Below are 25,125 nucleotides of genomic sequence, written 5' to 3' on the forward strand. Positions count from 1 at the left end.
GCGCTTCACTCCCCCTTTCTTCAGAACGAGGTATGTGTCATGCACGCGTCCCGCCTGAGTAGACGAGCCGTTCTCGCCGGGACCGCGGCCGCCGCCGCGCTCACCACCGTTCCCTTGCTGCCCGGGCGGGCGCTGGCCGCCGGGCCCACTGCCGCCGCCGGCCAGGCGTACCGCTGGCGTACCGCCGTCATGGGCGGTACCGGATTCATCACCGGCGTGCTCTTCCACCCCTCCGTGCGCGGTCTCGCCTACGCCCGCACCGACATCGGCGGCGCCTACCGCTGGGACGACGGCACCGCCCGCTGGACCCCGCTGACCGATCACCTCGGCTGGGACGACTGGAACCTCCTCGGTGTCGAGGCCATGGCGGTCGACCCGGCCCACCCGGACCGCGTCTACCTCGCCCTCGGCACCTACTCCCAGTCCTGGGCCGGCAACGGTGCCGTCCTGCGCTCCGACGACCGCGGTGCCACCTGGAGCCGGGCCGACCTCTCCGTGAAGCTCGGGGCCAACGAGGACGGGCGTGGGTGCGGGGAGCGGCTGCTCGTCGATCCTCGGGACAGCAACGTTCTGTGGTTGGGCACCCGGCATGACGGGCTGCTCAAGTCGACGGACCGCGGGGCGACTTGGGCAGCCGTGAGTGGCTTCCCCGGCACCCCGAGCGCGAGCGGCCAGGGCGTCACCCTCCTCGTCACCGCCGGGCGCACCCTCTACGCCGGCTGGGGCGACGGCGAAGGCACCTCCGGCACGAAGAACCTGTACCGCACCAGCGACGGCACCACCTGGGAAGCCGTCCCCGGGCAGCCCACCGGCACCGCCGCCAAGGTCCCGGTCCGCGCCGCGTACGACCGGTACACCCGCGAGCTGTACGTGTCGTACGCCAACGCACCCGGGCCCAACGGCCAGTCCGACGGCAGCGTGCACAAGCTGTGCCTGGCGACCGGGACGTGGAAGAACGTCACGCCGGTCAAGCCGGGCGGCACCACCGCCGACGGGTCCGCCGACAGCTTCGGGTACGGCGGGGTCGCCGTCGACGCCCGGCGGCCCGGCACCGTCGTCGTGTCCACCAACAACCGGTGGGCCGACATCGACACCCTCTTCCGGACCACCGACGGCGGTCGCACCTGGACGTCCCTGAAGGACTCCGCTGTCTTCGACGTGTCCGAGACCCCTTATCTCAAGTGGGGCGCCGACAAGCCCAAGTTCGGCTGGTGGATCCAGGCAATCGCCCTCGACCCGTACGACTCGAAGCACGTCGTCTACGGCACCGGCGCCACCCTCTACGGCACCCGGGACCTGAAGAACTGGGCCCCGCAGATCCGCGGCCTGGAGGAGGCGTCCGTGCGCCAGCTGATCTCGCCCCCGGTCGGAGAGGCGCACCTGATCAGCGGCAACGGGGACATCGGCGTGATGTACCACGAGTCGCTCACGGCATCGCCCTCGCGGGGCATGGCGTCGAACCCCGTGATGGGGTCGGCGACGGGGCTCGCGCAGGCCGCGGCGAAGCCGGCGTACGTCGTCCGTACCGGCTGGGGCGACCACGGCAACGGCGCCTACTCGAACGACGGCGGGCAGACCTGGGCGCCCTTCGAGGCCCAGCCCTCCATCGCCAAGGACGCACCGGGGCCGATCGCCACCAACGCCGACGGCAGTGTGCTGCTGTGGGTCTTCGTGCACTGGGACGGCACGAAGTACGCCGCCCACCGCTCGGCGGACAACGGTGCCACCTGGTCCGAGGTCTCCTCCTTCCCGAAGGGCGCCACGCCGGTCGCCGACCCGGCCGACCCGACGCTCTTCTACGCGTACGACACCGACACGGGAACGCTGCTCGCCAGCACTGACAGTGGCCGTACCTTCACCGCCCGGGCGAGCGGACTGCCCTCCGGTGACGCCCAGTTCGAGCTGGTCGCGGCGCCGGGGCGCTCCGGTGACCTGTGGCTGAGCGTGAAGTGGAACGGGCTGTACCGGTCCACCGACGCGGGCGCGACCTTCACCAAGGTCGCCAGCTGCTGGGCCTCGTACACCCTCGGCTTCGGCAAGGCCGCCGACGGCGCCGACTACCCGGCGGTCTACATGGTCGGCTCCACCGAGACGATCACCGCCGTGTACCGCTCCGACGACGAGGCGAAGACCTGGGTGCGGATCAACGACGACCAGCACCAGTGGGGCTGGACCGGCGAGACGATCACCGGCGACCCGAGGATCCACGGCCGCGTCTACCTGGCCACCAACGGGCGCGGCGTGCAGTACGGAGAGCCGGTCTGATGCCGGAGCGCAACGGGCCCTCCCTGTCCGACGCCACCCGCGGCCGCATCCTCTTCGGCGGCGACTACAACCCCGAGCAGTGGCCCGAGGAGACCTGGCACGAGGACGTCCGCCTGATGAAGGACGCCGGGGTCAACTCGGTCACCCTCGGCGTCTTCTCCTGGGCGAAGCTCGAACCCCGCCCGGGGGCACGGGAGTTCGGCTGGCTGGACCGGCTGATGGACCTGATGCACGAGAACGGCATCGGTGTCGTCCTCGCCACCCCGACCTCCTCGCCCCCGCCCTGGATGGGGCGGCTGCACCCCGAGACGCTCCCGCGCGACGAGGACGGCCGGACCGAGTGGTGGGGCTCCCGCCAGCACTTCTCCCATTCCAGCGCCACCTACCGCCGCTACGCCGCCGCCATCACCGAGGACCTGGCCGCCCGTTACGGCGGCCACCCGGCCCTGCGGATGTGGCACATCAACAACGAGTACTGCACCTACGACTGGGGCGACGAGGCCGAGGCCGCCTTCCGCCGCTGGCTGCGGGAGAAGTACGGCAGCCTCGACGCCCTCAACGAGGCCTGGGGGACCGCCTTCTGGAGTCAGGGCTACGGCGACTGGAACGAGGTCCTGCCGCCGCGCCGGGCGCACTACATGAAGAACCCCGGCCAGGTTCTCGACTTCAAGCGATTCACCTCCGACGCGTTGCTGGAGTGCTACCTCGCCGAGCGCGACATCGTCGCCCGGCACACCCCGCACATCCCGGTGACGACCAACTTCATGCCGTTCTGGCAGGGGCAGGACGCGTGGGTCTGGGCCGAGCAGGAGGACGTCGTCTCCGTCGACATCTATCCGGATCCGCGTGATCCGTTCGGCGGGCAGTACGGGGCGCTGGTCCACGACATGACGCGCTCGCAGGCCCGGGGCGGTCCCTGGATGGTCATGGAGCAGGCCGCCGGACCGGTCAACTGGCGCGGGGTGAACCACCCCAAGCCCGCCGGGCTCAACCGCCTGTGGTCCCTCCAGGCCGTGGCCCGCGGCGCCGACGCCGTCTGCTACTTCCAGTGGCGGCAGTCCCGGCAGGGCTCGGAGAAGTTCCACTCCGGGATGGTCAGCCACGCGGGGGAGCAGGGCCGTACCTTCCAGGAGGTCAAGCGGACCGGCGCCGAACTCGCCCTGCTGAGCGAGAAGGTGGCCGACAGCCGCGTCGAGGCCGCGGAGGTCGCCGTACTCGTCGACTGGAACGCCTGGTGGGCGAGCCAGCAGGACGGGCGGCTGTCCTCCGAGGTCGACTACCCGCAGGTCGTCCGCGCCTGGCATCGCGCCCTGTGGGAGGCGCACACCGTCGCGGACTTCGCCCACCCCGAGCACGACCTGTCCGCGTACAAGCTGGTCGTCGTCCCGCAGTTGTACCTGATGACGGACGCGGCCATCGACCGCCTCGTCGCCTACGCCGAGGGCGGCGGCACCCTCGTCGCCGGCTTCCAGACCGGCGTCGCCGACGAGGACGACCGGGTGCGCGCGGGTGGCATGGACGCCCGGCTCCGCGACCTCTTCGGCATCCGCGTCCTGCACGAGTGGTGGCCGCTCGACGCGGGCGAGAAGGCCGACGTCGAGGGCTTCCAGGGCACCCTGTGGTCCGAGGAGATCGAGGCGGCGGACGACGTGGACGCCGTGACGCCCTACAAGGGCGGCGAGCTGGACGGCCTCCCCGCGGTCCTGCGCAAGGGCCGCGCCTGGTACGTCTCCACGCTTCCCGAGCCGCACGCCCTGCGCACCCTGCTCGCCGACATCGCCACCGACGCAGGCGTACGACCGACCCTCACCGGACTCCCGGCCGGCGTGGAGGCGGTCCGCCGGGGCGGGCTGCTGTTCCTGCTCAACCACGGGCAGGGCGGCGTCACCGTGCCGGTGCCCGGCCACCACCGCGACCTGCTGACCGGCGCGGACGTCAGCGACGGAGTGGAGCTGGGGCGGTACGGGGTGGCCGTGCTGGAGGCCGCCTCATGAGTGGACCGGTCCACGGCACCTGGGAGCCCGCGCCCGCCGCGCGCTGGGAGGACGCCTTCCTGAGCGGGAACGGCCGACACGGCGTCATGGTGTTCGGAGACCCGAACGCCGACCAGGTCGTCGTCAACCATCACACCCTGGTCCGCCCCAACGGCAGCGAACACGCCCGCCCACCGGCCCTCGCCGCCGAACTCCCGCAGCTGCAGGACCGGTTGCTCGCCGGAGACGTCACGGCGGCCGAACGGTTCACCGACGGCCGGGAGCTGCAGTGGGTGCAGCCCTTCCATCCCGCCTTCCGGATCCGGCTGCGTCGCCCCGACGCCGACACCTCCGGCTACCGCCGGTCCGTCGACTTCGCCACCGGCGTCACGCACGCCGAGTGCCCGGGCTGGAACAGCCGGGTCTTCGTCTCCCGCGCGGACGACGTCATCGTCCAGCGCGTCGAGGCGGAGGACCTCGTAGTCACCCTGGACCACCGACTCCCGGGCGCCCCCACCACCCTGGTCGTCGGCCAGAGCATCGTCCGCGCCGCCGAAGGGGCCCTCCTCACCATCCGCGTCCGCTACCCCGACAGCGACCGCGGCTACACCGGAATGACCCTGGTCGTGCCCGCCGGGGGCCGCACCGCGCTCATCCCGCCGGGCGCACGCGTCACCGGAGCCGACTCCGTCCTCCTCCTGACCCGGGTCGTACGGCACACCGGAGAGCTGGACACGCAGGCCCATGTCGACGCCCTGCGCGACCTGCTCACCGAGCCCGACGCCTACACCCACCTCCTGGACCGGCACACCCCTGTCCACCGCACCGCCTACGGGCGCGTGACCCTCGACCTGGACGCCGACCCCGCCGAACGCGCCCTGCCCGGCGGCGAGTTGCTGAGCCGGCCGCACAGCCCCGCCCTCCTGGAGCGCCTCTTCGCCTCCGGCCGCTACCACCTCCTCTCCGCCGCCGGAATGCTGCCGCCCCGGCTCACCGGCCTGTGGACCGGCGACTGGAACACGGCGTGGTCGGGCGCGTTCACCACCGACGCCAACCTCAACCTCCAGACCGCATCGGCCGCCGCGGCCGCGCTCCCGGAGGTCACCGAGGCCCACGCCGCCCTCATCCAAGGCCAGTTGGACCACTGGCGCGACAACGCCCGCACGATCTTCGGCACCCGTGGCGTCGTGGCCCCCGCCCACACCGACGGCGAGTCCGGGCACATCTACCACTTCAGCCGCGAATACCCGCTCCACCTGTGGACGGCCGGCGCCGACTGGCTCCTCAAGCCCCTCGTGGACCACGACGAGACACGCGGTGACCGCGACCCCCGCACCGCCGCCGTCCTCGCCGAAGCGGCCCGGTTCTACGAGGACTTCCTCACCCGCACCGACGACGAGGGCAACCTGATCGTCGTCCCCTCCTACTCACCCGAGAACCGCCCGGCGAACGCGAGCTGGGGCACCATCAACGCCGCCATGGACCTCTCGGCGGCCCGGCACGCCCTGCGCACGGCGGCCGACTACCACCCGGCCACCCCGGACGCCGACCGCTGGCGCGCCCTGGCCGACCGCCTGCCCCCGCACCGGGTCAACGAGGACGGCGCCCTCGCCGAATGGGCCTGGCCCGGCCTGGCGGACACCTACGACCACCGCCACCTCAGCCACCTCTACGGCGTCTGGCCGCTCGACGAGATCACCCCGTACGACACCCCCGCCCTCGCGGCCGCCGCCCACCGCGCCCTCGAACTGCGCGGCGCCGAGAACGACTCGGCGCACGGCCACCTCCACCACGCCCTGATCGCGGCCCGCCTCAGGGACGCCGACCGGGTCGCCCACGCCCTCGACCAGGTGCTGGACGGCGACTTCTTCCACGCCTCCCTGATGAGCGCGCACTACCCCAAGCGCGACGTCTACAACGCGGATGCCGCGCACACCCTGCCCGCCGTACTGATCGAGATGCTCGTGCAGTCGACCCCGGACCGCCTGGTCCTGCTGCCCGCGCTGCCGTCGGCACTCCCGCAGGGCCGCCTCCGGGGCGTACGCACGCGGTTCGGCGCCGAGCTCGACCTGACCTGGACGCCCGAGGGAGCCACGGCCGTACTGAAGCCGTCCCGGTCCCTCCGTGTCGAACTCCGGACTTCCTCCGGCGACGCGCAACCGCTCGACCTCGTCGCCGGAGAAGACCACGTCCTCACCTCGGGGGCGTGGTAACTCCCCCCGCAATTCCCCCCACCCATGGAAAGGGACACCATGGCAAAGAAGGCACTGCGCAAGATCACCATGGCCGTGCTGGCCCCGGCGATGGCCCTCGGCGCCACCGTCGGTCTCGCCTCCGCCCCCGCCTCGGCCGCGGTCTGGAACTCCTGCGACCAGTGGGGCAACACGAGCCTGAACGGCTACACGCTCTACAACAACATCTGGGGCTCCGGCGCCGGCAGCCAGTGCATATGGGCCAACTCGGGTACCAACTGGGGAGTCTGGGCCAACCACCCCAACACCGGCGGCATCAAGTCCTACCCCAACTCCAAGAAGGTGATCAACAAGACGATCGCCTCCCTCGGCTCACTCACCAGCAGCTACAACGTCACCGTCCCGTCGTCCGGCGCGTACAACACCTCGTACGACATCTGGGACACCGACTACGACCACGAGATCATGCTCTGGGTCAACTACAACGGAGCCGTCGGCCCGATCGGCACCTCGCAGGGCAGCGTCAGCCTCGGCGGCCACACCTGGAACGTCTTCAGGGGCAGCAACGGCGCCAACAACGTGTACTCGTTCCTGCGGACCTCCGACTCCAACTCCGGCACCGTGGACATGAAGCCGATCCTCAACTGGATCGCCTCCAAGGGCTGGATGTCCACCAGCGAGACCATCGGTGACGTCCAGTTCGGCTACGAGATCACCTCGTCGTCCGGCGGTCTCAACTTCAACACCAACAACCTGACCGTCAGCAGCAGCTGACGTGTCATCAGGGCCGGGGCCGGTCCGTGTCTGTCCTCAGGCGCGGTCGACCTCGGCCCGCAGCGCGTTGTAGTCGGCGAAGGCGGACTCCACGTCGGCGCGGGTCAGGCCGTAGCGGGCCAGGTCGTAGCGGTGTGGTCGGGTGCCCTTCGGGCGGGCCACGGCCATGGGGAGGCGCGCGGCGTCGGCCCCGGTCCAGGAGGCGCCGACGGCGGCGAAGAGCTTCGGTGCGCCGGTGGCCGGGTCGGAGCCGAGCCAGGAGTACGGGACGTCCACCAGTTGCTCCGGGGGGATCGCGGCGCGGGCCGCGAGGCCGCGCGTCATGGCGCGGCTCAGCAGCTCCAGCCAGTTGGCGCCTATGCCGTGCAGGTCGAGCGGGCGGACGCTGATGGCCATGCCGTGCTCGATCAGACTGCAGAAGGACGCCATGACGGTGACCGGATCGCGGTGGCACCACACGATCGTGGCGTCGGGGAACACCGTGCGCAGCGCGTCCAGGTTCTCCAGGTGCATGGGCGACTTCAGCATCCAGCGGCGGCGGGGACGGCCGTACTGCAGGACCTGGAAGACCCGCTTGAGATGCTCGTAGTCGGGGACGAAGTCCCGTCGGCAGTGCCAGGCCTGGTACTCCGGGATTCGGGCCTGGGACAGCGGCATCAGGGCGTGCGGGAGGGCGAAGGTGCACTCCTCGGGCCCCTCGGCGACCATCGGGTGGATGTCGCGGAAGCGCGGGGCGAAGAGGTTGGTGCCCTGGACCATACGGCGTCCGGCGGTGATCGCCTTGCGTCGCTGCCGGGGCGGCAACTCCAGGTCGGGCCCGAGCAGTTCCCACAGCAGGGGACAGCGGTGCTCGTCCGAGATCGACAGCACGCCGTGCGTGACCGTGGTCGCGGTGCGCGGCAGACCCACCACGAACACCGGCTTCTCGATCGGCTCCCGCTCGATCCCGGGATGCTCGGCGATCAGCCGCCGGATGCGGGCCCGGTTGCCGAGATGCCGGCGCACATGGGCCTGCGCGGCCTGCCAGCCGACCGGCGTGAGGTTCTCGGCCGTCGCCCACCAGCCCAGCAGGGAACGGAAGTCGTCGGCGAACTGCCGGTCCTCCCGCGCCTCCCCGGCCACGGAGACCTCGTCCAGGAGCCGGTCGAAGACCCGGTCGGGGGCACGGCGGGAACCGAAGGCGGGCCGCATCAGCAGATCGGCCAGGACAAGGGCGAGCGGACGCGAGGACACGAAGGGACCCTATCTCGTCGAACTGGCCGGCGGTGAGCGGAAGTTGGCCGAACATGCGAGGGGTGACCGGAAGACCTCCACCCCCCGGCCACCCCCCTCGACACGGCTACTCCGCTACAGGCAGCCGTGCCCCGTCCCGCAGGAACAGCGGGATGCGGTCCAGCGGGGCGTCGACCGTCACGGTCGTACCGCCCTCGTACGCCTCCCCGGTCCACGCGTCCGTCCAGCGCGCCCCCGCCGGAAGGTACGCCGTGCGGGCCGTCGCGCCCGCCGTCAGCACCGGGGCGACCAGCAGATCGCGGCCGAACAGGTACGAGTCGTCGACCGACCAGGCCGCCTGGTCCTCGGGGAACTCCAGGAACAGCGGCCGCATCACCGGCAGGCCCTCCTCGTGGGCCTCGCGCATGACGTCCAGGACGTACGGCTTCAGACGCTCGCGCAGCCGCAGGTACCGCTCCAGGATCGCGCCGGCCTCCTCGCCGTACGACCACACCTCGTTCGGACCGCCGGTCATCCGCGGGCCGAGCGGCATGCCCGGGTCGCGGAAGCCGTGCAGGCGCATCAGCGGGGACAGCGCGCCGAACTGGAACCAGCGGACCATGACCTCGCGGTACGCCGGGTCGTCCGGGTCGCCGCCGTGGAAGCCGCCGATGTCGGTGTTCCACCAAGGGATGCCGGAGAGCGCGGTGTTGAGGCCGGCGGCGATCTGGCGGCGCAGGGTCGGGAAGTCGGTGCCGATGTCGCCGGACCACAGGGCGGCGCCGTAGCGCTGGCTGCCCGCCCACGCCGAGCGGTTGAGGGTGACGACCTCGTCCTCGCCGGTCGCGCGCAGGCCCTCGTAGAAGGTGCGGGCGTTCTCGGCCGGGTAGATGTTGCCGACCTCCAGGCCCGGACCCGTCCAGTAGCGCAGGTTCTCCTGGAAGCCCGGCTTCAGCTCCGGCTCGCAGGCGTCCAGCCAGAAGGCCGTGATGCCGTACGGGTCGAGGTAGTTCTGCTTGACCTTGGACCACACGAACGCGCGGGCGTCCGGGTTGGTGGCGTCGTAGAAGGCCACCTGGACCGTCGACGCCACCTCCTTGTCGGGCCAGTCGGCGTGCGCCATCGGACCGTACTGGGTGCCGATGAAGTAGCCGCGCTGCTCCATGACCGGGTGGTTCTCGGAGAGGGGGGAGACCGAGGGCCAGACGCTGACCACCAGCTTGATGCCGAGCTCGTCCAGCTCGCGCACCATCGCCGCCGGGTCCGGCCACTCCTTCGGGTCGAACTTCCACTCACCCAGGTGGGTCCAGTGGAAGAAGTCGCAGACGATGACGTCGATGGGCAGGCCGCGGCGCTTGTACTCCCGCGCGACGGAGAGGAGTTCGTCCTGCGTGCGGTAGCGCAGCTTGCACTGCCAGAAGCCCGCCGCCCACTCCGGCAGCATCGGCGTACGGCCCGTCACCGCGCTGTAGCGGCGCTGGCCGTCGGCCGGGGTGCCCGCGGTGATCCAGTAGTCGATCTGGCGGGCGGAGTCGGCCACCCACCGGGTGCCGTTGTGCGCGAGCTCCACGCGGCCGATCGCCGGGTTGTTCCACAACAGGGTGTAGCCACGGCTGGAGGCCAGGACCGGGATGCCGACCTCGGCGTTGCGCTGGACCAGGTCGAGGACCAGCCCCTTCTGGTCGAACCGCCCGTGCTGGTGCTGGCCGAGGCCGTACAGCTTCTCGTCGTCGTACGCGGCGAAGCGCTGCTCCAGGCGGTGGTAGCCGTTGCCGACGGCGGTGTAGAGGCGCGGGCCCGGCCACCAGAAGTGGGCGCGCTGCTCCGCCAGCACCTCCGTGCCGTCCTCGGTGCGCAGGAAGCGGATCAGGCCCTCGGCGTCGACCTGGACGGTCAGCGCGCCGACGGTCAGCACCCCCAGCCCGTCCTCGATCTTGACGGTCGACTCGGTGGCCGGGGCGGACTCCAGCAGCGCGCCGGGCAGTCCGTCGAGGACGGGGCCGCCGAGCCGGGCACGCACCCGGACCGCGTCCGGACCCCACGGCTCGACGCGCAGCGTCTCCTGGCGGCCGCTCCACTCCAGCGCGCCGTCCCGCTCACGGAACGTGCCGACGGTCGGGGACGACTGCGCGAGGCTGACCGTGCCTGGCTGGGGCTGGTTGTCGGCAGGCTGATTCACGAGGGGCGCTCCTGGAGAGGGCGGCGGGGGCAGACATGGGGGTGCCCGAAAGGGCACGGTGCGGAAAGAGGTGGGGGAACGGGCAGGGAAACAGTCAGTGGGTGGCGGACGGCGCCGGGCCCGTGCTCGCCCGCTGCGTCAACTCCGGGGCGATCAGCACGACTTCGTCGCTCCCGCGTCCCTCCAGCTTGGCGACCAGCTGCTGCACGGCATGCCGGCCCATCTCCTGCGCGGGAATGGAGACGGACGTCAGCCGCACCGAGGCCTGGGTGGCGACCTGGTCGGGGCAGATGCCGACCACCGACACGTCCTCCGGCACGGCACGGCCCTGCTGGCGCAGCAGGGCGAGCAGCGGCTCGACCGCCGACTCGTTCTGCACGACGAACCCCGTGGTGCTCGGCCGCTCGTCGAGGATCCGGGCGAGGGTGACGGCCATCGCGTCGTACCCGCCCTCGCACGGCCGGTGCAGCAGCCGCATCCCCAGCTCCTGGGAACGCAGCCGCAGTCCGTCCAGCGTGCGCTCGGCGAACCCGGTGTGCCGCTCGTAGACGGCCGGGGCCTCGCCTATGACAGCGATGTCCCGGTGCCCCAGCATCGCCAGATGCTCCACGCACAGCGCGCCGGTCGCCTTGAAGTCGAGATCGACGCAGGTCAGCCCGGTGGTGTCGGCGGGCAGCCCGATCAGCACGGACGGCTGGTCGGTGCCGCGCAGCAGCGGCAGCCGCTCGTCGTCCAGCTGGACGTCCATCAGGATCATCGCGTCGGCCAGCCCGCTGCCGGTGACCCGGCGCACGGCGTCGGGGCCCTCCTCGCCGGTCAGCAGCAGCACGTCGTATCCGTGCGTCCGGGCCGTGGTGGCCACCGCGATGGCGATCTCCATCATCACCGGTACGTACATGTCGGTGCGCAGCGGGATCATCAGCGCGATGATGTTCGACTTGCTGCTGGCCAGGGCACGGGCGCCCGCGTTCGGGTGGTAGCCCAGCTCGCGGATGCTCTGCTCGACCCGCTGCCGGGTGGCTCCGGAGATGGACCGCTTGCCGCTGAGGACATAGCTCACCGTGCTCGCCGAGACTCCGGCGTGCTGGGCGACCTCGGCGAGGGTGACCATCCAGCTCTCCAAGCTTTGTGAAGCGCTTCGACAGTGCGCGGTGCGAATAGGGGCGGGTGTGAGGGTGGTTCGACAGTAGCTCCACCGGGAGTGGGTGTCCATAGGTTGTCGAAGCGCTTCGACAGGGACTGTGATGCCGATGGGGGCGCCTGGGGGACTTCAAGGCGAACGCGCGTTCCTATGTTCGCTAGTTGAGGTGGCTGCCCCGTGACGAGGGTACGGGTGTGCGCATGTCGCACGTACGGTCTCGTTGTAGAAGTCGGGTTTGCGGGCGGGACGTGAGAGAGGGGGGATGATCCCGTGTCGGTGGCGAAGGAGGACGGGGAGGGTGGGTCTGCCCGATACACGTACCGGCTTCGTGTGCGGTCGACGGCCCGTACCGCGCTGTTGGCGGAGTGGGACCGGTGTCGGTGGATCTGGAACGAGTGCGTAACCCGGTCGAAGAAGGCCCACACCGAGAAGGAGAAGTGCGGCCCGGCTCGGCTGGACAGGATGCTGACCGAGGCCCGCGCGATGACGCCGTGGCTGGCCGAGGGTTCGTCGGTACCGCAGCAGCAAATCATCCGGGACTTCGGCAAGTCCCGCGCGAAAGCGCTGAAGGACATCAGGCAAGGTCTGCCGCAGCGGCAGCGGGCCGGGATGCCGACGCACAAGAAGAAGCGTGAGGCGCTGCCCACGCTGAACTACACCAGGCGTGGGTTCCGGCTGAAGGACGGACGTCTGCACCTGGCCGGGAACATCGTGCTGACGGTGGTCTGGTCGCGAGATCTGCCCGCCCAGCCCTCCTCGGTTCGCGTGTACCGCGACAGCGTCGGGCACTGGTACGCGTCATTCGTCGTTCCCCTTGAAGCCGAGCCGCTCCCCACCACCGGCCGGGTGCTCGGCGTGGACTGGGGCGTGAAGGAGACCGCGACCACCACGTCCGACGCGCACGACCTTCCTCATGCTCAGCATGGGAAGAAGGCTCAGGCCAAGCTGACTCGGTACGACCGGATGATGGCCCGCCGTAGACCGAAGAAGGGGCAGGCCGCCTCCAAGGGCTACCGCGAGGCGAAGGAGTGGCGGGCGAAGACCTACGCGAAGATCGCCCGGCAGCGGCAGGACGCCGGCCGCAAGTGGGCGAAGAAGGCCGTGACCGACCACGACGCCATCGCCGTCGAGGACTTCAAGTCGAAGTTCCTCGCCAAGTCCTCGATGGCCCGCAAAGCGGCGGACGCCGCGATCGGTGCCACTAAGAAGGCGCTGATCGAGATGGGCCGCAAGCACGGCCGGGACATCCGCCTCGTGCACCCCGCGCACACGACCATGGACTGCGCAGCCTGCGGAGCGAGAACCAAGCACGCATTGCCGCTGTCCGAGCGCACGTACACCTGCACCGCGTGCGGAGCCGTGTCCTCCAGGGACAAGAACTCCGCCCGCGTGATGCTCGTCCGGGCTGGTCTCAACCCGGCTGGTGTCGAGGGCGTAAGACCTCCGGGAGCGCTGCTTCAGGAGGCGGCCTGAGCCAGGAATCCCCCTGCTTTCAGTTGGGGGAGGGTTCAACCAGGCACTCGTCCGGCCCAAAAGTCGCGAACCTGCTCAGCGGCGACAGGTACGTCTCCGGCAGCGGGCCCGGCGCCGAGTCCCGCAAGGGGGCACCGGCCGACTGGACACCAAGGCGTACTCCGTCAACATCGGCTGAACGGCTGCGCGCGGGGTGGTGGGGGCGCCCGGAATCGGGTACATACGATCGGGTAGCACCCGTCGGTAACCAAACGGCCCAAGATCCCGATTCGCGGCGAGGTGAGCCTCATGTCCGCAGCACCCACGAAGCCTACTGTCAGTGAGCGTGAGGCCCGCCAGGTGGCGGAGGCCGCCCGGCAACAGGAATGGCGCAAGCCCAGCTTCGCCAAGGAACTGTTCCTCGGCCGCTTCCGCCTCGACCTCATCCACCCCCACCCGATGCCCACCGGCGAGGCCGCCCAGCGCGGCGAGGAGTTCCTCGCCAAGCTGCGCGACTTCGTCGAGACGAAGGTCGACGGCGCCCTCATCGAGCGCGAGGCCCGCATCCCCGACGACGTGATCGACGGGCTCAAGGAGCTCGGCGCGTTCGGCATGAAGATCGACACCAAGTACGGCGGGCTCGGCCTCGGCCAGGTCTACTACAACAAGGCCCTCGCCCTGGCCGGCTCGGCGTCCCCGGCGATCGGCGTCCTGCTCTCCGCCCATCAGTCGATCGGCGTACCGCAGCCGCTCAAGCTCTTCGGCACTCCGGAGCAGAAGGAGCGGTTCCTGCCGCGCTGCGCCCGCACCGACATCAGCGCCTTCCTGCTGACCGAGCCGGACGTGGGCTCCGACCCGGCTCGCCTCGCCACCTCCGCCGTACCGGACGGGGACGACTACGTCCTCGACGGGGTCAAGCTGTGGACCACCAACGGCGTGGTCGCCGACCTCCTCGTCGTGATGGCCCGCGTGCCGAAGTCCGAGGGCCACAAGGGCGGCATCACGGCCTTCGTCGTGGAGACCAACTCGCCCGGCATCACGGTCGAGAACCGCAACGCCTTCATGGGCCTGCGCGGCATCGAGAACGGCGTCACCCGCTTCCACCAGGTCCGCGTCCCGGCGGCGAACCGGATCGGCCCGGAGGGCGCAGGCCTGAAGATCGCCCTGACCACCCTCAACACCGGGCGGCTCTCGCTCCCCGCGTCCTGCGTCGCGGCCGGCAAGTGGTGCCTGAAGATCGCCCGCGAGTGGTCGGCGGCGCGCGAGCAGTGGGGCAAGCCGCTCGCCCACCACGAGGCGGTCGGCGCGAAGATCTCCTTCATCGCGGCCACCACCTTCGCCCTGGAGGCCGTCACCGACCTGGCCTCGCAGATGGCCGACGAGGACCGCAACGACATCCGCATCGAGGGCGCCCTCGCCAAGCTCTACGCCTCCGAGATGGCCTGGCTGATCGCCGACGAACTCGTCCAGATCCGCGGCGGCCGGGGCTTCGAGACCGCCGAGTCGCTGCGGGCCCGTGGCGAGCGTGCCGTCCCCGCCGAGCAGGTCCTGCGCGACCTGCGCATCAACCGCATCTTCGAGGGCTCGACGGAGATCATGCACCTGCTGATCGCCCGCGAGGCCGTCGACGCCCACCTGTCGGTCGCCGGCGACCTCATCGACCCCGAGAAGTCCCTCCAGGACAAGGCGAAGGCGGGCGCGAACGCCGGCGTCTTCTACGCCAAGTGGCTGCCGAAGCTGGTCGCGGGGCAGGGTCAACTTCCGTACTCCTTCGGCGAGTTCAAACACGGCGTCGACCTGTCCGCACACCTGCGCTACGTCGAACGAACGTCCCGCAAGCTCGCCCGCTCCACCTTCTACGGCATGTCCCGCTGGCAGGGCCGCATGGAGACCAAGCAGGGCTTCCTCGGCCGTGTCGTCGACATCGGCGCCGAGCTGTTCGCCATGAGCGCGGCCTGTGTCCGCGCCGAGCACCTGCGCGGCCAGGGCGAGCACGGTCGCGAGGCCTACCAGCTCGCCGACGCCTTCTGCCACCAGTCCCGCCTGCGCATCGAGGAGCTCTTCGGCCGCCTGTGGTCCAACACCGACGACCTCGACCGCAAGGTCGTCAAGGGCGTGATGTCGGGCACGTACGAGTGGCTGGAGCAGGGCATCGTCGACCCGTCGGACGACGGCGCCCCGTGGATCGCCGACGCGACACCGGGCCCGAGCCGGCGGGAGAACGTGCACCGCCCGATCAGGTGACGGACGCGGCGCGAGGCCGATGAGAGGTCGCTGAGGGGTCACTGCCCGCAGTGACCTCTCACCATCCTGTAACCCACCGAAGGGGACGCACTGTCCTCCCCGACAGCCGTTCCGGACACAATGGGGGAATGAGCGACAGTCCAGCCCCCCTCGCCGACCCCCACCTGGTCTACGACCCTGTAGCGGGCGACGGCCCCAAGGACGTGGTGATCCTCGGCTCCACCGGTTCGATCGGCACCCAGGCCATCGACCTCGTGCTGCGCAACCCCGACCGGTTCCGGGTCACCGCCCTGTCCGCCAACGGCGGCCGGGTCGCCCTCCTCGCCGAGCAGGCGTACCGGCTGAAGGCGCGGACCGTCGCGGTCGCCCGCGAGGACGTCGTACCGGCACTGCGGGAAGCTCTGACGGCCCAGTACGGCACGGGGGAGCCGCTCCCCGAGATCCTCGCCGGACCGGACGCGGCCACCCAGGTCGCCGCCTCCGACTGCCACACCGTCCTGAACGGCATCACCGGCTCCATCGGCCTCGCGCCCACCCTCGCCGCCCTGGAGGCGGGCCGCACCCTCGCGCTCGCCAACAAGGAGTCCCTCATCGTCGGCGGCCCCCTGGTCAAGGCGCTCGCCAAGCCCGGGCAGATCATCCCGGTCGACTCCGAGCACGCGGCCCTGTTCCAGGCGCTGGCGTCCGGCACGCGCGCGGACGTACGCAAACTCGTCGTCACCGCCTCCGGCGGCCCCTTCCGCGGCCGCACGAAGGCGGAGCTCGCGAACGTGACGGTCGAGGACGCCCTCGCCCACCCCACCTGGGCCATGGGCCCGGTCATCACGATCAACTCCGCGACCCTCGTCAACAAGGGTCTGGAGGTCATCGAGGCGCACCTGCTCTACGACATTTCCTTCGACCGCATTGAGGTGGTCGTGCATCCCCAGTCGTATGTTCACTCGATGGTTGAGTTCACGGACGGATCCACGATCGCCCAGGCGACGCCCCCCGACATGCGCGGGCCGATCGCCATCGGCCTCGGCTGGCCGGAGCGCGTCCCGGACGCGGCGCCCACGTTCGACTGGAGCAAGGCGTCGACCTGGGAGTTCTTCCCGCTCGACAACGACGCGTTCCCGTCGGTCGACCTGGCGCGCCACGTGGGCGAGCTCGCGGGCACGGCACCCGCGGTGTTCAATGCGGCCAACGAGGAGTGCGTGGAGGCCTTCCGGGCCGGCGCACTGCCGTTCAACGGGATCATGGAGACCGTGACGCGGGTGGTGGAGGAACACGGCACCCCGCGGGCGGGAACTTCACTCACCGTCGCGGACGTCCTCGAAGCGGAGACCTGGGCCCGCAGGCGGGCACAGGAACTGGCGGTACACACGGCGGAGGCCCGTGCATGACGACCCTGATGTTCATCCTCGGCATAGTGCTGTTCGCGGTCGGGCTGCTCTTCTCGATCGCCTGGCACGAGCTGGGCCACCTGTCCACGGCCAAGCTGTTCGGCATCCGTGTGCCGCAGTACATGGTCGGCTTCGGCCCGACCCTCTGGTCGCGGAACAAGGGCGAGACCGAGTACGGCATCAAGGCGATCCCGTTCGGCGGCTACATCCGCATGATCGGCATGTTCCCGCCCGGCCCCGACGGCCGCCTCGAAGCCCGCTCCACCTCGCCCTGGCGCGGCATGATCGAGGACGCCCGCGCCCAGTCCTACGAGGAGCTGCGCCCCGGCGACGAGAGCCGCCTGTTCTACACGCGCAAGCCGTGGAAGCGCGTCATCGTGATGTTCGCGGGCCCGTTCATGAACCTCGTCCTCGCGGTGGCCCTGTTCCTCACCGTGCTGATGGGCTTCGGCATCCAGCAGCAGACCACCACCGTCAGCTCGGTCTCCCAGTGCGTCATCGACCAGAAGGAGAAGCGCGAGGACTGCAAGGCGTCCGACGCCAAGTCCCCGGCCGCGGCCGCGGGCATGAAGGCCGGCGACAAGATCGTCTCCTTCGGCGGGGTGCGCACCGAGGACTGGAACACCCTCTCCGACCTCATCCGTGAGAGCGCCGGCAAGGAGGTGCCGATCGTCGTCGACCGCAAGGGTGAGGAAGTGACCCTGCACGCGAAGATCGCCACCAACTGGGTCGTGCAGAAGGACTCCGGCGGGGCCTACGTCGAGGGCAAGTACGTCCAGGCCGGCTTCCTCGGCTTCAGCGCCGCCACCGGCGTCGTCAAACAGGACTTCGGCGACTCGGTGACCTGGATGACCGACCGGGTCGGCGACGCCGTCGACTCCCTCGTCGCCCTGCCCTCCAAGATCCCCGCACTGTGGGACGCGGCCTTCGGCGACGGCCCGCGCGAGCCGGACTCCCCGATGGGCATCGTCGGCGCGGCAAGGGTCAGCGGCGAGATCGCCACCCTCGACATCCCGGCCTCACAGCAGCTGGCCACGTTCGTCTTCCTGCTGGCCGGCTTCAACCTCTCCCTGTTCCTGTTCAACATGCTCCCGCTGCTGCCGCTCGACGGCGGCCATATCGCGGGCGCTCTGTGGGAGTCGCTGCGCCGCAACACGGCGAAGGTGCTGCGCCGCCCGGACCCGGGTCCGTTCGACGTGGCGAAGCTGATGCCGGTGGCGTACGTGGTGGCCGGAATCTTCATCTGCTTCACACTCCTCGTACTGGTCGCGGATGTGGTTAACCCGGTCAGAATCTCCTAGCCATACGGAGTTCAGGGCGGCCCGGGACCGTATGTCCCGGGCCGCCTTCGAATGAGTGGGTTTACGGATGGTGATGTGCTGGGGTTGGCCCCCGTGCCGTAATCTCGAAGCCTGGAGCCCGCTGCTGACGGGACCGGACCTTGATCCACGACTTGGGGTTGCACAGCAGATGACTGCGATTTCTCTCGGCATGCCGTCCGTTCCGACCAGGGTTGCCGAGCGCCGGAAGAGCCGGCAGATCCAGGTCGGCTCCGTGGCGGTGGGCGGAGACGCCCCGGTGTCCGTGCAGTCGATGACCACGACCCGTACGTCGGACATCGGAGCCACCCTCCAGCAGATCGCCGAGCTCACGGCCTCCGGCTGCCAGATCGTGCGCGTGGCCTGCCCGACGCAGGACGACGCCGACGCCCTGGCGACCATCGCCCGCAAGTCGCAGATCCCCGTCATCGCGGACATCCACTTCCAGCCGAAGTACGTCTTCGCGGCGATCGAGGCGGGTTGCGCCGCGGTCCGCGTGAACCCCGGCAACATCAAGCAGTTCGACGACAAGGTCAAGGAGATCGCGCGGGCTGCCAAGGACCACGGCACCCCGATCCGCATCGGCGTCAACGCCGGCTCCCTGGACCGGCGCCTGCTGCAGAAGTACGGCAAGGCGACGCCCGAGGCCCTGGTCGAATCGGCCCTCTGGGAGGCGTCCCTCTTCGAGGAGCACGACTTCCGGGACATCAAGATCTCGGTCAAGCACAATGACCCGGTCATCATGATCGAGGCGTACAAGCAGCTCGCCGCCCAGTGCGACTACCCCCTCCACCTCGGGGTGACGGAGGCGGGCCCGGCCTTCCAGGGCACGATCAAGAGCGCGGTGGCCTTCGGCGCCCTCCTCTCCCAGGGCATCGGCGACACGATCCGCGTGTCCCTGTCGGCTCCCCCCGCCGAGGAAGTGAAGGTCGGCATCCAGATCCTGGAGTCGCTGAACCTCAAGCAGCGCGGCCTGGAGATCGTCTCCTGCCCGTCCTGCGGCCGCGCCCAGGTCGACGTCTACAAGCTGGCCGAGGAGGTCACGGCGGGCCTGACCGGCATGGAGGTCCCGCTGCGCGTCGCCGTCATGGGCTGTGTGGTGAACGGCCCCGGCGAGGCCCGCGAGGCCGACCTCGGCGTCGCCTCCGGCAACGGCAAGGGCCAGATCTTCGTCAAGGGCGAGGTCATCAAGACCGTCCCCGAGTCCAAGATCGTCGAGACCCTCATCGAGGAGGCCATGAAGCTGGCCGAACAGATGGAGGCGGACGGCGTGGCGAGCGGGGAGCCGTCGATTTCGGTGGCGGGCTGACGGTTCAGGACGTCGGCTCGGCGCCTCTGCTCCTAGGCGCCGGTCCAGGCAATCCAGCCCGTCCGGCGTTTGAGGACGAGGCCCGTTCAGGGCCGAAGCGGGGGTCTGGGGGCGGCAGCCCCCAGGGGCGGTGCGTCGGCCGACCGTCACTTGCAAACGGGCGGCAACCTCCACGGGGCGGCACGGCAAAGCTTCCGCAGGTACAGTGCGGGGACCAGCAGAACCCCAGCGTGAGGCCCCGTACGTGTTGACCCAGACCACCTCACGGGTGCTCGAACCGAGCGACCTGGACGCCGCGCTCGCCGTCCTCGACCGCGAGCCGGTCGCGAACGCCTTCGTGACGTCCCGTGTCCAGATCGCCGGCCTCGACCCCTGGCGCCTCGGCGGCGAGATGTGGGGCTGGTACGACGGCGGCATGCTGACGTCCCTGTGCTACGCGGGCGCCAACCTCGTCCCGATCTGCGCCACTCCGCGAGCGGTACGGGCCTTCGCCGACCGGGCCCGGCGCGCGGGCCGCCGCTGCTCCTCCATCGTCGGCCCCGCGGAATCCACCGCCCAGCTGTGGCGCCTGCTGGAGCCCAGCTGGGGCCCGGCCCGTGAGGTCCGCGGCCACCAGCCCCTCATGGTCACCGACCGCATGCCGACCGACATCACCCCGGATCCGTACGTCCGCCGCATCCGCAAGGACGAGATGGACACGATCATGCCCGCCTGCGTGGCGATGTTCACCGAGGAGGTCGGCGTATCGCCGCTGGCAGGGGACGGCGGCCTCCTCTACCAGGCCCGCGTCGCCGAACTCGTCGGCTCCGGCCGCTCCTTCGCCCGCCTCGACCAGAACGGCAAGGTCGTCTTCAAGGCGGAGATCGGCGCCGCGACGGACCGCGCCTGCCAGATCCAGGGCGTCTGGGTGGCCCCCGAGTACCGCGGCCAGGGCCTGGCGGCCCCCGGCATGGCAGCGGTCCTGCGCTACGCCCTGGCGGATGTGGCCCCAGTGGTGAGCCTCTACGTCAACGACTTCAACACGGCGGCGAGGCGGACGTATCAGAGGGTGGGCTTCCAAGAGGTCGGCGCCTTCATGAGCGTCCTGTTCTGAAACACCCTCAGGGGCGCGGGGCTGTATCGATATGCGGCTCCGCCGCGTGGGCGCGACCAACCCCCACAACCCGCACCCGAACGACAACCTGAAGTCCCCGGCGCAATCCGGCGAAGCGCACCGGTACGCTCCCCACATGCGCCTTCCCGGTCACGCACACCGCCGCCAACCCGACGACATCGTGATCGGCCCCCTGGACCTCTCAGCCCGAGTCGACGAGGCCCTGGCAGTCCAAGCCGTCGCTTTCGGCCTCGGCCCCGACGAGGTGGCGGTACGGCGCCAGATCGTCCTGCGCCACATGACGTACCCGGGAGCAAGGGCCCTCGGCGCCACCGCCGGAGGCCACCTCGTCGGGTTCGTCTACGGCATGCCCAACGACCGCACCCACTGGTGGTCCACCGTCGTGGAGCCGTACCTGCGAGCCCAGGGTTACGACGACTGGCTCGACAACTCCTTCGTCATCACCGAACTCCACGTCCACCCGCGCTTCCAGAACCGAGGCGTCGGCCGCTCCCTGATCACCACGATCACGGACGGTGCCACCGAACCCCGCTCGATCCTCTCGGCGATCGACGTCGAAAGCCCCGCCCGCGGCCTCTACCGCTCCCTCGGCTACCAGGACCTCGCCCGCCAGGTCCTCTTCCCCAGCGCCCCCAAGCCGTACGCCGTGATGGGCGCCCCTCTGCCGCTGCGCCACCGTTAACCGATTTCCACCGCCCCGTACCCCCCGGCTAACCTCCTGCCATAACCCAAACCAGCAGGAGTACGAGAACCATGGCGAACGCACCGGTCCAGCGCATGTCCCAGTTGATGGCGAAGACGCTGCGCGACGACCCGGCGGACGCCGAGGTCCTCAGCCACAAGCTGCTCGTCCGCGCCGGCTACGTCCGCCGCACGGCGGCCGGTATCTGGTCGTGGCTGCCCCTCGGCAAGCGGGTCCTCGCCAACGTGGAGCGCATCGTCCGCGAGGAGATGGACGCGATCGGCGCCCAGGAGGTGCTGCTCCCCGCGCTGCTGCCGCGTGAGCCGTACGACGCGACGGGCCGCTGGGACGAGTACGGCCAGGAGCTGTTCCGGCTCAAGGACCGCAAGGGCGGCGACTACCTGCTCGGCCCGACCCACGAGGAGATCTTCACCCTGCTGGTGAAGGACCAGGCGTCCTCCTACAAGGACCTGCCGGTCATCCTCTACCAGATCCAGCACAAGTACCGTGACGAGGCCCGCCCCCGGGCCGGCATCCTGCGCGGCCGTGAGTTCCTCATGAAGGACTCCTACTCCTTCGACACGGAGGACGAGGGCCTCGCCCAGTCCTACGCCCTGCACCGCGAGGCCTACCAGAAGATCTTCGCGCGCCTCGGCCTCGACTACCGCATCTGCGCCGCCACCGCCGGCGCGATGGGCGGCTCCAAGTCGGAGGAGTTCCTCGCCCCGGCCGAGGCCGGTGAGGACACCTTCGCGGACTGCCCGAACTGCGACTTCGCGGCCAACACGGAGGCGGTCGCGTACGAGCTGAAGCCGGTGGACGCCGACGGCGTGGCCGCGCTCGAGGAGATCCCCACCCCGGACACCCCGACCATCGAGACCCTCGCCGCCCACCTCGGCGTCCCGGCCTCCGCCACGCTCAAGAACCTTCTCGTCAAGGTCGACGGCGAGATCGTCGCCGTCGGTGTCCCCGGCGACCGCGAGGTCGACATGGACAAGGTCGAGGCGCACTTCGCGCCGGCCGTCGTCGAGATGGTCACCGAGGCGGACTTCGCGGGCCGCCCGGACCTGGTCCGCGGGTACGTCGGCCCGCAGGGCCTGGGCGAGAAGGTCAAGTACATCGCCGACCCGCGCGTGGCCCCCGGCACCTCCTGGATCACCGGCGCCAACAAGGACGCCACGCACGCCAAGAACGTCGTCGCCGGCCGTGACTTCGAGGTCGGTGAGTACGTCGACGTCGTGGTCGTGCAGGAGGGCGACCCCTGCCCGAAGTGCGGCACCGGCCTCAAACTCGACCGCGCCATCGAGATCGGCCACATCTTCCAGCTGGGCCGCAAGTACGCCGACGCCCTCAAGCTCGACGTCCTCGGCCAGAACGGCAAGCCGGTCCGCGTCACCATGGGCTCCTACGGCGTCGGCGTCTCCCGCGCGGTCGCGGCCCTCGCCGAGCAGACCGCCGACGACAAGGGCCTGTGCTGGCCCGCCGAGGTCGCCCCGGCCGACGTGCACGTGGTCGCCGCGGGCAAGGCCCTGCAGACCGAACTCGCCCTCGACGTCTCCGAGAAGCTCTCCGCGGCCGGCCTGCGCGTCCTGTGCGACGACCGGGCGGGCGTCTCGCCGGGCGTGAAGTTCACCGACTCGGAGCTGATCGGCGTACCGCAGATCCTGGTGGCCGGGCGGCGCGCGGCCGAGGGTGTCGTCGAGCTCAAGGACCGCAGGACCGGTGAGCGCGAGGAGCTGACGGTGGACGAGGCGATCGCCCGCCTGACGGCGTAGCCGGCCCCGGAGGCGCCTTACCGCGTGGTTAAAGGAACCCCTCAGAATCTTCTCCGGGGGTCCAAAGGCGCCTCACAGCTTTCCCTCAGGCCGTTCCCCGACCGTAGGACGTGACAGAGCGTCACTACGGAGGGGAACGGTCTTGCGTACCAGGGAAAGAGGCGCCGCGGCAGCGGTCCGCAGAGGAGCACGGCGCACGGCGGCGACCGCGGTGGCGATCACACTCGCGGCCACCGCGGGGGTCTTCGCCCTGATCGGCACCATGCAGACGGACGCCGACACGACGGCGAGCGGCAGCACGGGGGCGAGCAGCTCCAGCAGTTCCAGCAACACGTCGAGCGGCGGCACGGAATCGACGTCGACGTCCTCGACATCGTCGTCCGACGACTCCTCGGCTTCCGACAACTCCTCGTCCTCATCGAGCAGTTCCTCGTCGGACTCGTCTTCATCGGACTCCTCCTCGTCGGACTCGTCCTCGTCGAGCTCGTCCTCGTCGAGCTCGTCCTCCTCCGGTCTGACCTCCGGCAGCGGCTCCGCCGACTCCACCTCGGGGGCGTCGTGATGAGCACGGCCCTGCGCGCGACCGCCGCCGCCGACTGGCGTGCCCTCGGCACGAGCGTCCGGCTCGTCGTCACCGACCCGGCACTGCTGGACTCCTGCAACCTGCTCCTGGCCCGCCACCTGGCCGAGGTCGACGCCGCGTGCAGCCGCTTCCGTACGGACTCGGAACTCGCCGCCCTCGACGACGCGGCGGGCCGCCCGGTCAGGGTCAGCCCCCTGCTCGCCGAGGCCCTCGCGGTTGCCCTGCGCGCGGCCGGGACGACGGACGGCGACGTCGACCCGACGGTCGGCTCGGCGATGCAAGCGATCGGCTACGACCGGGACTTCACCCTGGTCAACGAGGACGACCGCCCGGTACGGCTGACGGTGCGGCGCGCTCCCGGCTGGCGTCAGGTGCGGCTGGACCGGGAGACGGGCACGGTCACCGTCCCGGCCGGGGTCCGCCTGGACCTGGGTGCCACGGCCAAGGCCTGGGCGGCCGACAGGGCTGCCGCGATGCTCGCCCGAGCGGCCGGCTGCGGAGTGCTCGTGAGCCTCGGCGGCGACACGGCCGTCGCGGGCGAACCTCCGGCGGGCGGCTGGCAGATCCGCGTCCAGGACGTCACGGGCCCGGTCGACGAGACGCCCACGCAAGGCCCGTACGCCACGGTGGGCCTGCACAGCGGAGGCCTCGCCACTTCGGGCACGGCGGCCCGCAACTGGCGCCGCGGTGGCCACGCCCTCCACCACATCGTCGACCCGCGCACCGGCCTGCCCGTCCGCTCGCCCTGGCGCACCGTCTCGGTCGCCGCGGCCACCTGCGCCGACGCCAACGCGGCGAGTACGGCGGCCCTGGTGAAGGGCGTGGGCGCGGAACGCCGGCTGACGCGGCTGGGCCTTCCGGCACGGCTGGTCGCGCAGGACGGCACCGTGGTCACGACACCGGGCTGGCCGACCGCTGCCGTCCGCGACCTGGAGCCGGCCGCATGACCTCCGAAACCCTCTGGTACGCCAACCGCGCCACCGGCGCCGTCAGCCTGGTCCTGTTCACGGTCGTCGTCCTGCTCGGCATCGCGGTGCGCCTGCGCGGCAGGATCCCCGGCCTGCCCCGCTTCGGCACCGTCTCCCTCCACCGCACCCTCTCCCTCTCCGCCACGGCCTTCCTGGCCCTGCACATCGCGTTCGCGGTCATCGACGACTACGTCGACATCACCGTCCTCGACGTCCTCGTCCCCTTCGTCTCCGACTACCAGCCCCTGTGGCTGGGCCTGGGCACGGTCGCCCTCGACCTGATGCTCGCGGTGCTGGTGACCAGCCTCCTTCGGGAACGCGTCGGCCACCGCGCCTGGCGAACCGTGCACTGGCTGGCGTACGCCTCCTGGCCGGTCGCCCTGGTCCACGGCGTCGGCATCGGCACGGACACCGGCAGCGACTGGATGACCGGGCTGACCGTCGCCTGTGTGGCCGCCGTGATCGCCGCCTTCGGTGTCCGCCTCGCCCACCCCGCCCGCGCCGCCCGCCGCACGCCCGCCGCCCTGCTCCGCACGGCCGAAGGAGCACGACCGTGAC

18 protein-coding genes are annotated in these 25,125 nt (G+C 70.8%); 14 read left to right on the top strand and 4 right to left on the bottom strand.

Annotated elements, in window-relative coordinates:
* Positions 1–39: 39 nt before the first annotated feature.
* From ACIREI_RS35285 to ACIREI_RS35300, 4 genes are read left to right on the top strand one after another with little or no spacing between them, the layout of a single operon-like run.
* Positions 40–2,265, top strand: coding sequence for a WD40/YVTN/BNR-like repeat-containing protein (locus ACIREI_RS35285; RefSeq protein WP_403341808.1), 2,226 nt, complete (start codon positions 40–42; stop codon positions 2,263–2,265).
* The gene (locus ACIREI_RS35290) at positions 2,265–4,259 is read left to right on the top strand and encodes a beta-galactosidase (RefSeq protein WP_403341810.1); all 1,995 of its coding nucleotides are present in this window, start codon (positions 2,265–2,267) and stop codon (positions 4,257–4,259) included. The genes ACIREI_RS35285 and ACIREI_RS35290 overlap by 1 nt, the downstream gene beginning before the upstream one ends.
* Positions 4,256–6,451: a glycosyl hydrolase family 95 catalytic domain-containing protein gene (locus tag ACIREI_RS35295; RefSeq protein WP_403341813.1), complete on the top strand. Its 2,196-nt coding sequence runs from the start codon at positions 4,256–4,258 to the stop codon at positions 6,449–6,451. The genes ACIREI_RS35290 and ACIREI_RS35295 overlap by 4 nt, the downstream gene beginning before the upstream one ends.
* Before the next feature lie 39 nt (positions 6,452–6,490).
* Positions 6,491–7,204: a hypothetical protein gene (locus ACIREI_RS35300; protein WP_403341816.1), complete on the top strand. Its 714-nt coding sequence runs from the start codon at positions 6,491–6,493 to the stop codon at positions 7,202–7,204.
* Positions 7,205–7,240: 36 nt separating this feature from the next.
* On the opposite strand, the gene ACIREI_RS35305 is transcribed toward ACIREI_RS35300, so the two are convergent.
* The 3 genes from ACIREI_RS35305 to ACIREI_RS35315 all read right to left on the bottom strand — a co-directional run bounded on the left by ACIREI_RS35305 (position 7,241) and on the right by ACIREI_RS35315 (position 11,706).
* Positions 7,241–8,437 (bottom strand): sulfotransferase family protein, encoded by a 1,197-nt coding sequence (locus ACIREI_RS35305; protein ID WP_403341819.1) that lies wholly within the window; start codon positions 8,435–8,437, stop codon positions 7,241–7,243.
* Between the two features lie 106 nt (positions 8,438–8,543).
* A complete protein-coding gene (locus ACIREI_RS35310) occupies positions 8,544–10,595 on the bottom strand; it encodes a TIM-barrel domain-containing protein (RefSeq protein ID WP_403341822.1) in 2,052 nt (683 codons plus the stop codon).
* A gap of 94 nt (positions 10,596–10,689) precedes the next feature.
* On the bottom strand, positions 10,690–11,706 hold the full coding sequence (locus tag ACIREI_RS35315) for a LacI family DNA-binding transcriptional regulator (protein ID WP_403341825.1): 1,017 nt from the start codon (positions 11,704–11,706) through the stop codon (positions 10,690–10,692).
* Between the two features lie 360 nt (positions 11,707–12,066).
* Between ACIREI_RS35315 and ACIREI_RS35320 the strand changes: the two genes are divergently transcribed.
* The 8 genes from ACIREI_RS35320 to ACIREI_RS35355 all read left to right on the top strand — a co-directional run bounded on the left by ACIREI_RS35320 (position 12,067) and on the right by ACIREI_RS35355 (position 23,016).
* Positions 12,067–13,209, top strand: coding sequence for an RNA-guided endonuclease InsQ/TnpB family protein (locus tag ACIREI_RS35320; protein ID WP_403341828.1), 1,143 nt, complete (start codon positions 12,067–12,069; stop codon positions 13,207–13,209).
* Between the two features lie 288 nt (positions 13,210–13,497).
* Positions 13,498–15,432, top strand: a complete 1,935-nt coding sequence (locus tag ACIREI_RS35325; protein ID WP_403341831.1) for an acyl-CoA dehydrogenase family protein — start codon at positions 13,498–13,500, stop codon at positions 15,430–15,432.
* A gap of 128 nt (positions 15,433–15,560) precedes the next feature.
* The gene (gene dxr / locus ACIREI_RS35330) at positions 15,561–16,817 is read left to right on the top strand and encodes a 1-deoxy-D-xylulose-5-phosphate reductoisomerase (protein ID WP_403341834.1); all 1,257 of its coding nucleotides are present in this window, start codon (positions 15,561–15,563) and stop codon (positions 16,815–16,817) included.
* Between the two features lie 8 nt (positions 16,818–16,825).
* Positions 16,826–18,118 carry a M50 family metallopeptidase gene (locus ACIREI_RS35335; RefSeq protein ID WP_403342065.1) on the top strand — a complete coding sequence of 431 codons (1,293 nt, stop codon included), beginning with the start codon at positions 16,826–16,828 and terminating at the stop codon, positions 18,116–18,118.
* Between the two features lie 169 nt (positions 18,119–18,287).
* The gene (gene ispG, locus ACIREI_RS35340; protein WP_403341835.1) at positions 18,288–19,445 is read left to right on the top strand and encodes a flavodoxin-dependent (E)-4-hydroxy-3-methylbut-2-enyl-diphosphate synthase; all 1,158 of its coding nucleotides are present in this window, start codon (positions 18,288–18,290) and stop codon (positions 19,443–19,445) included.
* A 244-nt stretch (positions 19,446–19,689) separates the two neighbouring features.
* A complete protein-coding gene (locus tag ACIREI_RS35345) occupies positions 19,690–20,538 on the top strand; it encodes a GNAT family N-acetyltransferase (protein WP_403341838.1) in 849 nt (282 codons plus the stop codon).
* A 136-nt stretch (positions 20,539–20,674) separates the two neighbouring features.
* Entirely contained in the window at positions 20,675–21,241 is a 567-nt protein-coding gene (locus tag ACIREI_RS35350) for a GNAT family N-acetyltransferase (protein WP_403341841.1), read from the top strand.
* Positions 21,242–21,312: 71 nt separating this feature from the next.
* Complete coding sequence (locus tag ACIREI_RS35355) at positions 21,313–23,016, top strand: proline--tRNA ligase (RefSeq protein WP_403341843.1); 1,704 nt, start codon at positions 21,313–21,315, stop codon at positions 23,014–23,016.
* 72 nt (positions 23,017–23,088) lie between these two features.
* Here ACIREI_RS35355 and ACIREI_RS35360 read toward each other — a convergent pair whose 3' ends face one another.
* Positions 23,089–23,562: a hypothetical protein gene (locus tag ACIREI_RS35360; protein WP_403341846.1), complete on the bottom strand. Its 474-nt coding sequence runs from the start codon at positions 23,560–23,562 to the stop codon at positions 23,089–23,091.
* Positions 23,563–23,577: 15 nt separating this feature from the next.
* Between ACIREI_RS35360 and ACIREI_RS35365 the strand changes: the two genes are divergently transcribed.
* The gene (locus tag ACIREI_RS35365) at positions 23,578–24,546 is read left to right on the top strand and encodes an FAD:protein FMN transferase (protein WP_403341849.1); all 969 of its coding nucleotides are present in this window, start codon (positions 23,578–23,580) and stop codon (positions 24,544–24,546) included.
* Complete coding sequence (locus ACIREI_RS35370) at positions 24,543–25,124, top strand: ferric reductase-like transmembrane domain-containing protein (protein WP_403341852.1); 582 nt, start codon at positions 24,543–24,545, stop codon at positions 25,122–25,124. Before ACIREI_RS35365 ends, ACIREI_RS35370 begins: the two co-directional genes overlap by 4 nt.
* Position 25,125: the final 1 nt, after the last annotated feature.

It is taken from the genome of Streptomyces sp. NPDC093591 (assembly GCF_044764885.1).
GTDB lineage: Bacteria > Actinomycetota > Actinomycetes > Streptomycetales > Streptomycetaceae > Streptomyces.

Bases quoted from the DNA above. Each gene is read 5' to 3' on its own strand.
- ACIREI_RS35365 (WP_403341849.1), top strand. From the start codon at position 23,578: ATGAGCACGGCCCTGCGCGCGACCGCCGCCGCCGACTGGCGTGCCCTC.
- ACIREI_RS35285 (WP_403341808.1), top strand. From the start codon at position 40: ATGCACGCGTCCCGCCTGAGTAGACGAGCCGTTCTCGCCGGGACCGCG.
- ACIREI_RS35325 (WP_403341831.1), top strand. From the start codon at position 13,498: ATGTCCGCAGCACCCACGAAGCCTACTGTCAGTGAGCGTGAGGCCCGC.
- ACIREI_RS35300 (WP_403341816.1), top strand. From the start codon at position 6,491: ATGGCAAAGAAGGCACTGCGCAAGATCACCATGGCCGTGCTGGCCCCG.
- ACIREI_RS35355 (WP_403341843.1), top strand. From the start codon at position 21,313: ATGGCGAACGCACCGGTCCAGCGCATGTCCCAGTTGATGGCGAAGACG.
- ACIREI_RS35290 (WP_403341810.1), top strand. From the start codon at position 2,265: ATGCCGGAGCGCAACGGGCCCTCCCTGTCCGACGCCACCCGCGGCCGC.
- ACIREI_RS35315 (WP_403341825.1), bottom strand. From the start codon at position 11,706: ATGGTCACCCTCGCCGAGGTCGCCCAGCACGCCGGAGTCTCGGCGAGC.
- ispG (WP_403341835.1), top strand. From the start codon at position 18,288: ATGACTGCGATTTCTCTCGGCATGCCGTCCGTTCCGACCAGGGTTGCC.
- ACIREI_RS35370 (WP_403341852.1), top strand. From the start codon at position 24,543: ATGACCTCCGAAACCCTCTGGTACGCCAACCGCGCCACCGGCGCCGTC.
- ACIREI_RS35350 (WP_403341841.1), top strand. From the start codon at position 20,675: ATGCGCCTTCCCGGTCACGCACACCGCCGCCAACCCGACGACATCGTG.
- dxr (WP_403341834.1), top strand. From the start codon at position 15,561: ATGAGCGACAGTCCAGCCCCCCTCGCCGACCCCCACCTGGTCTACGAC.
- ACIREI_RS35295 (WP_403341813.1), top strand. From the start codon at position 4,256: ATGAGTGGACCGGTCCACGGCACCTGGGAGCCCGCGCCCGCCGCGCGC.
- ACIREI_RS35335 (WP_403342065.1), top strand. From the start codon at position 16,826: ATGTTCATCCTCGGCATAGTGCTGTTCGCGGTCGGGCTGCTCTTCTCG.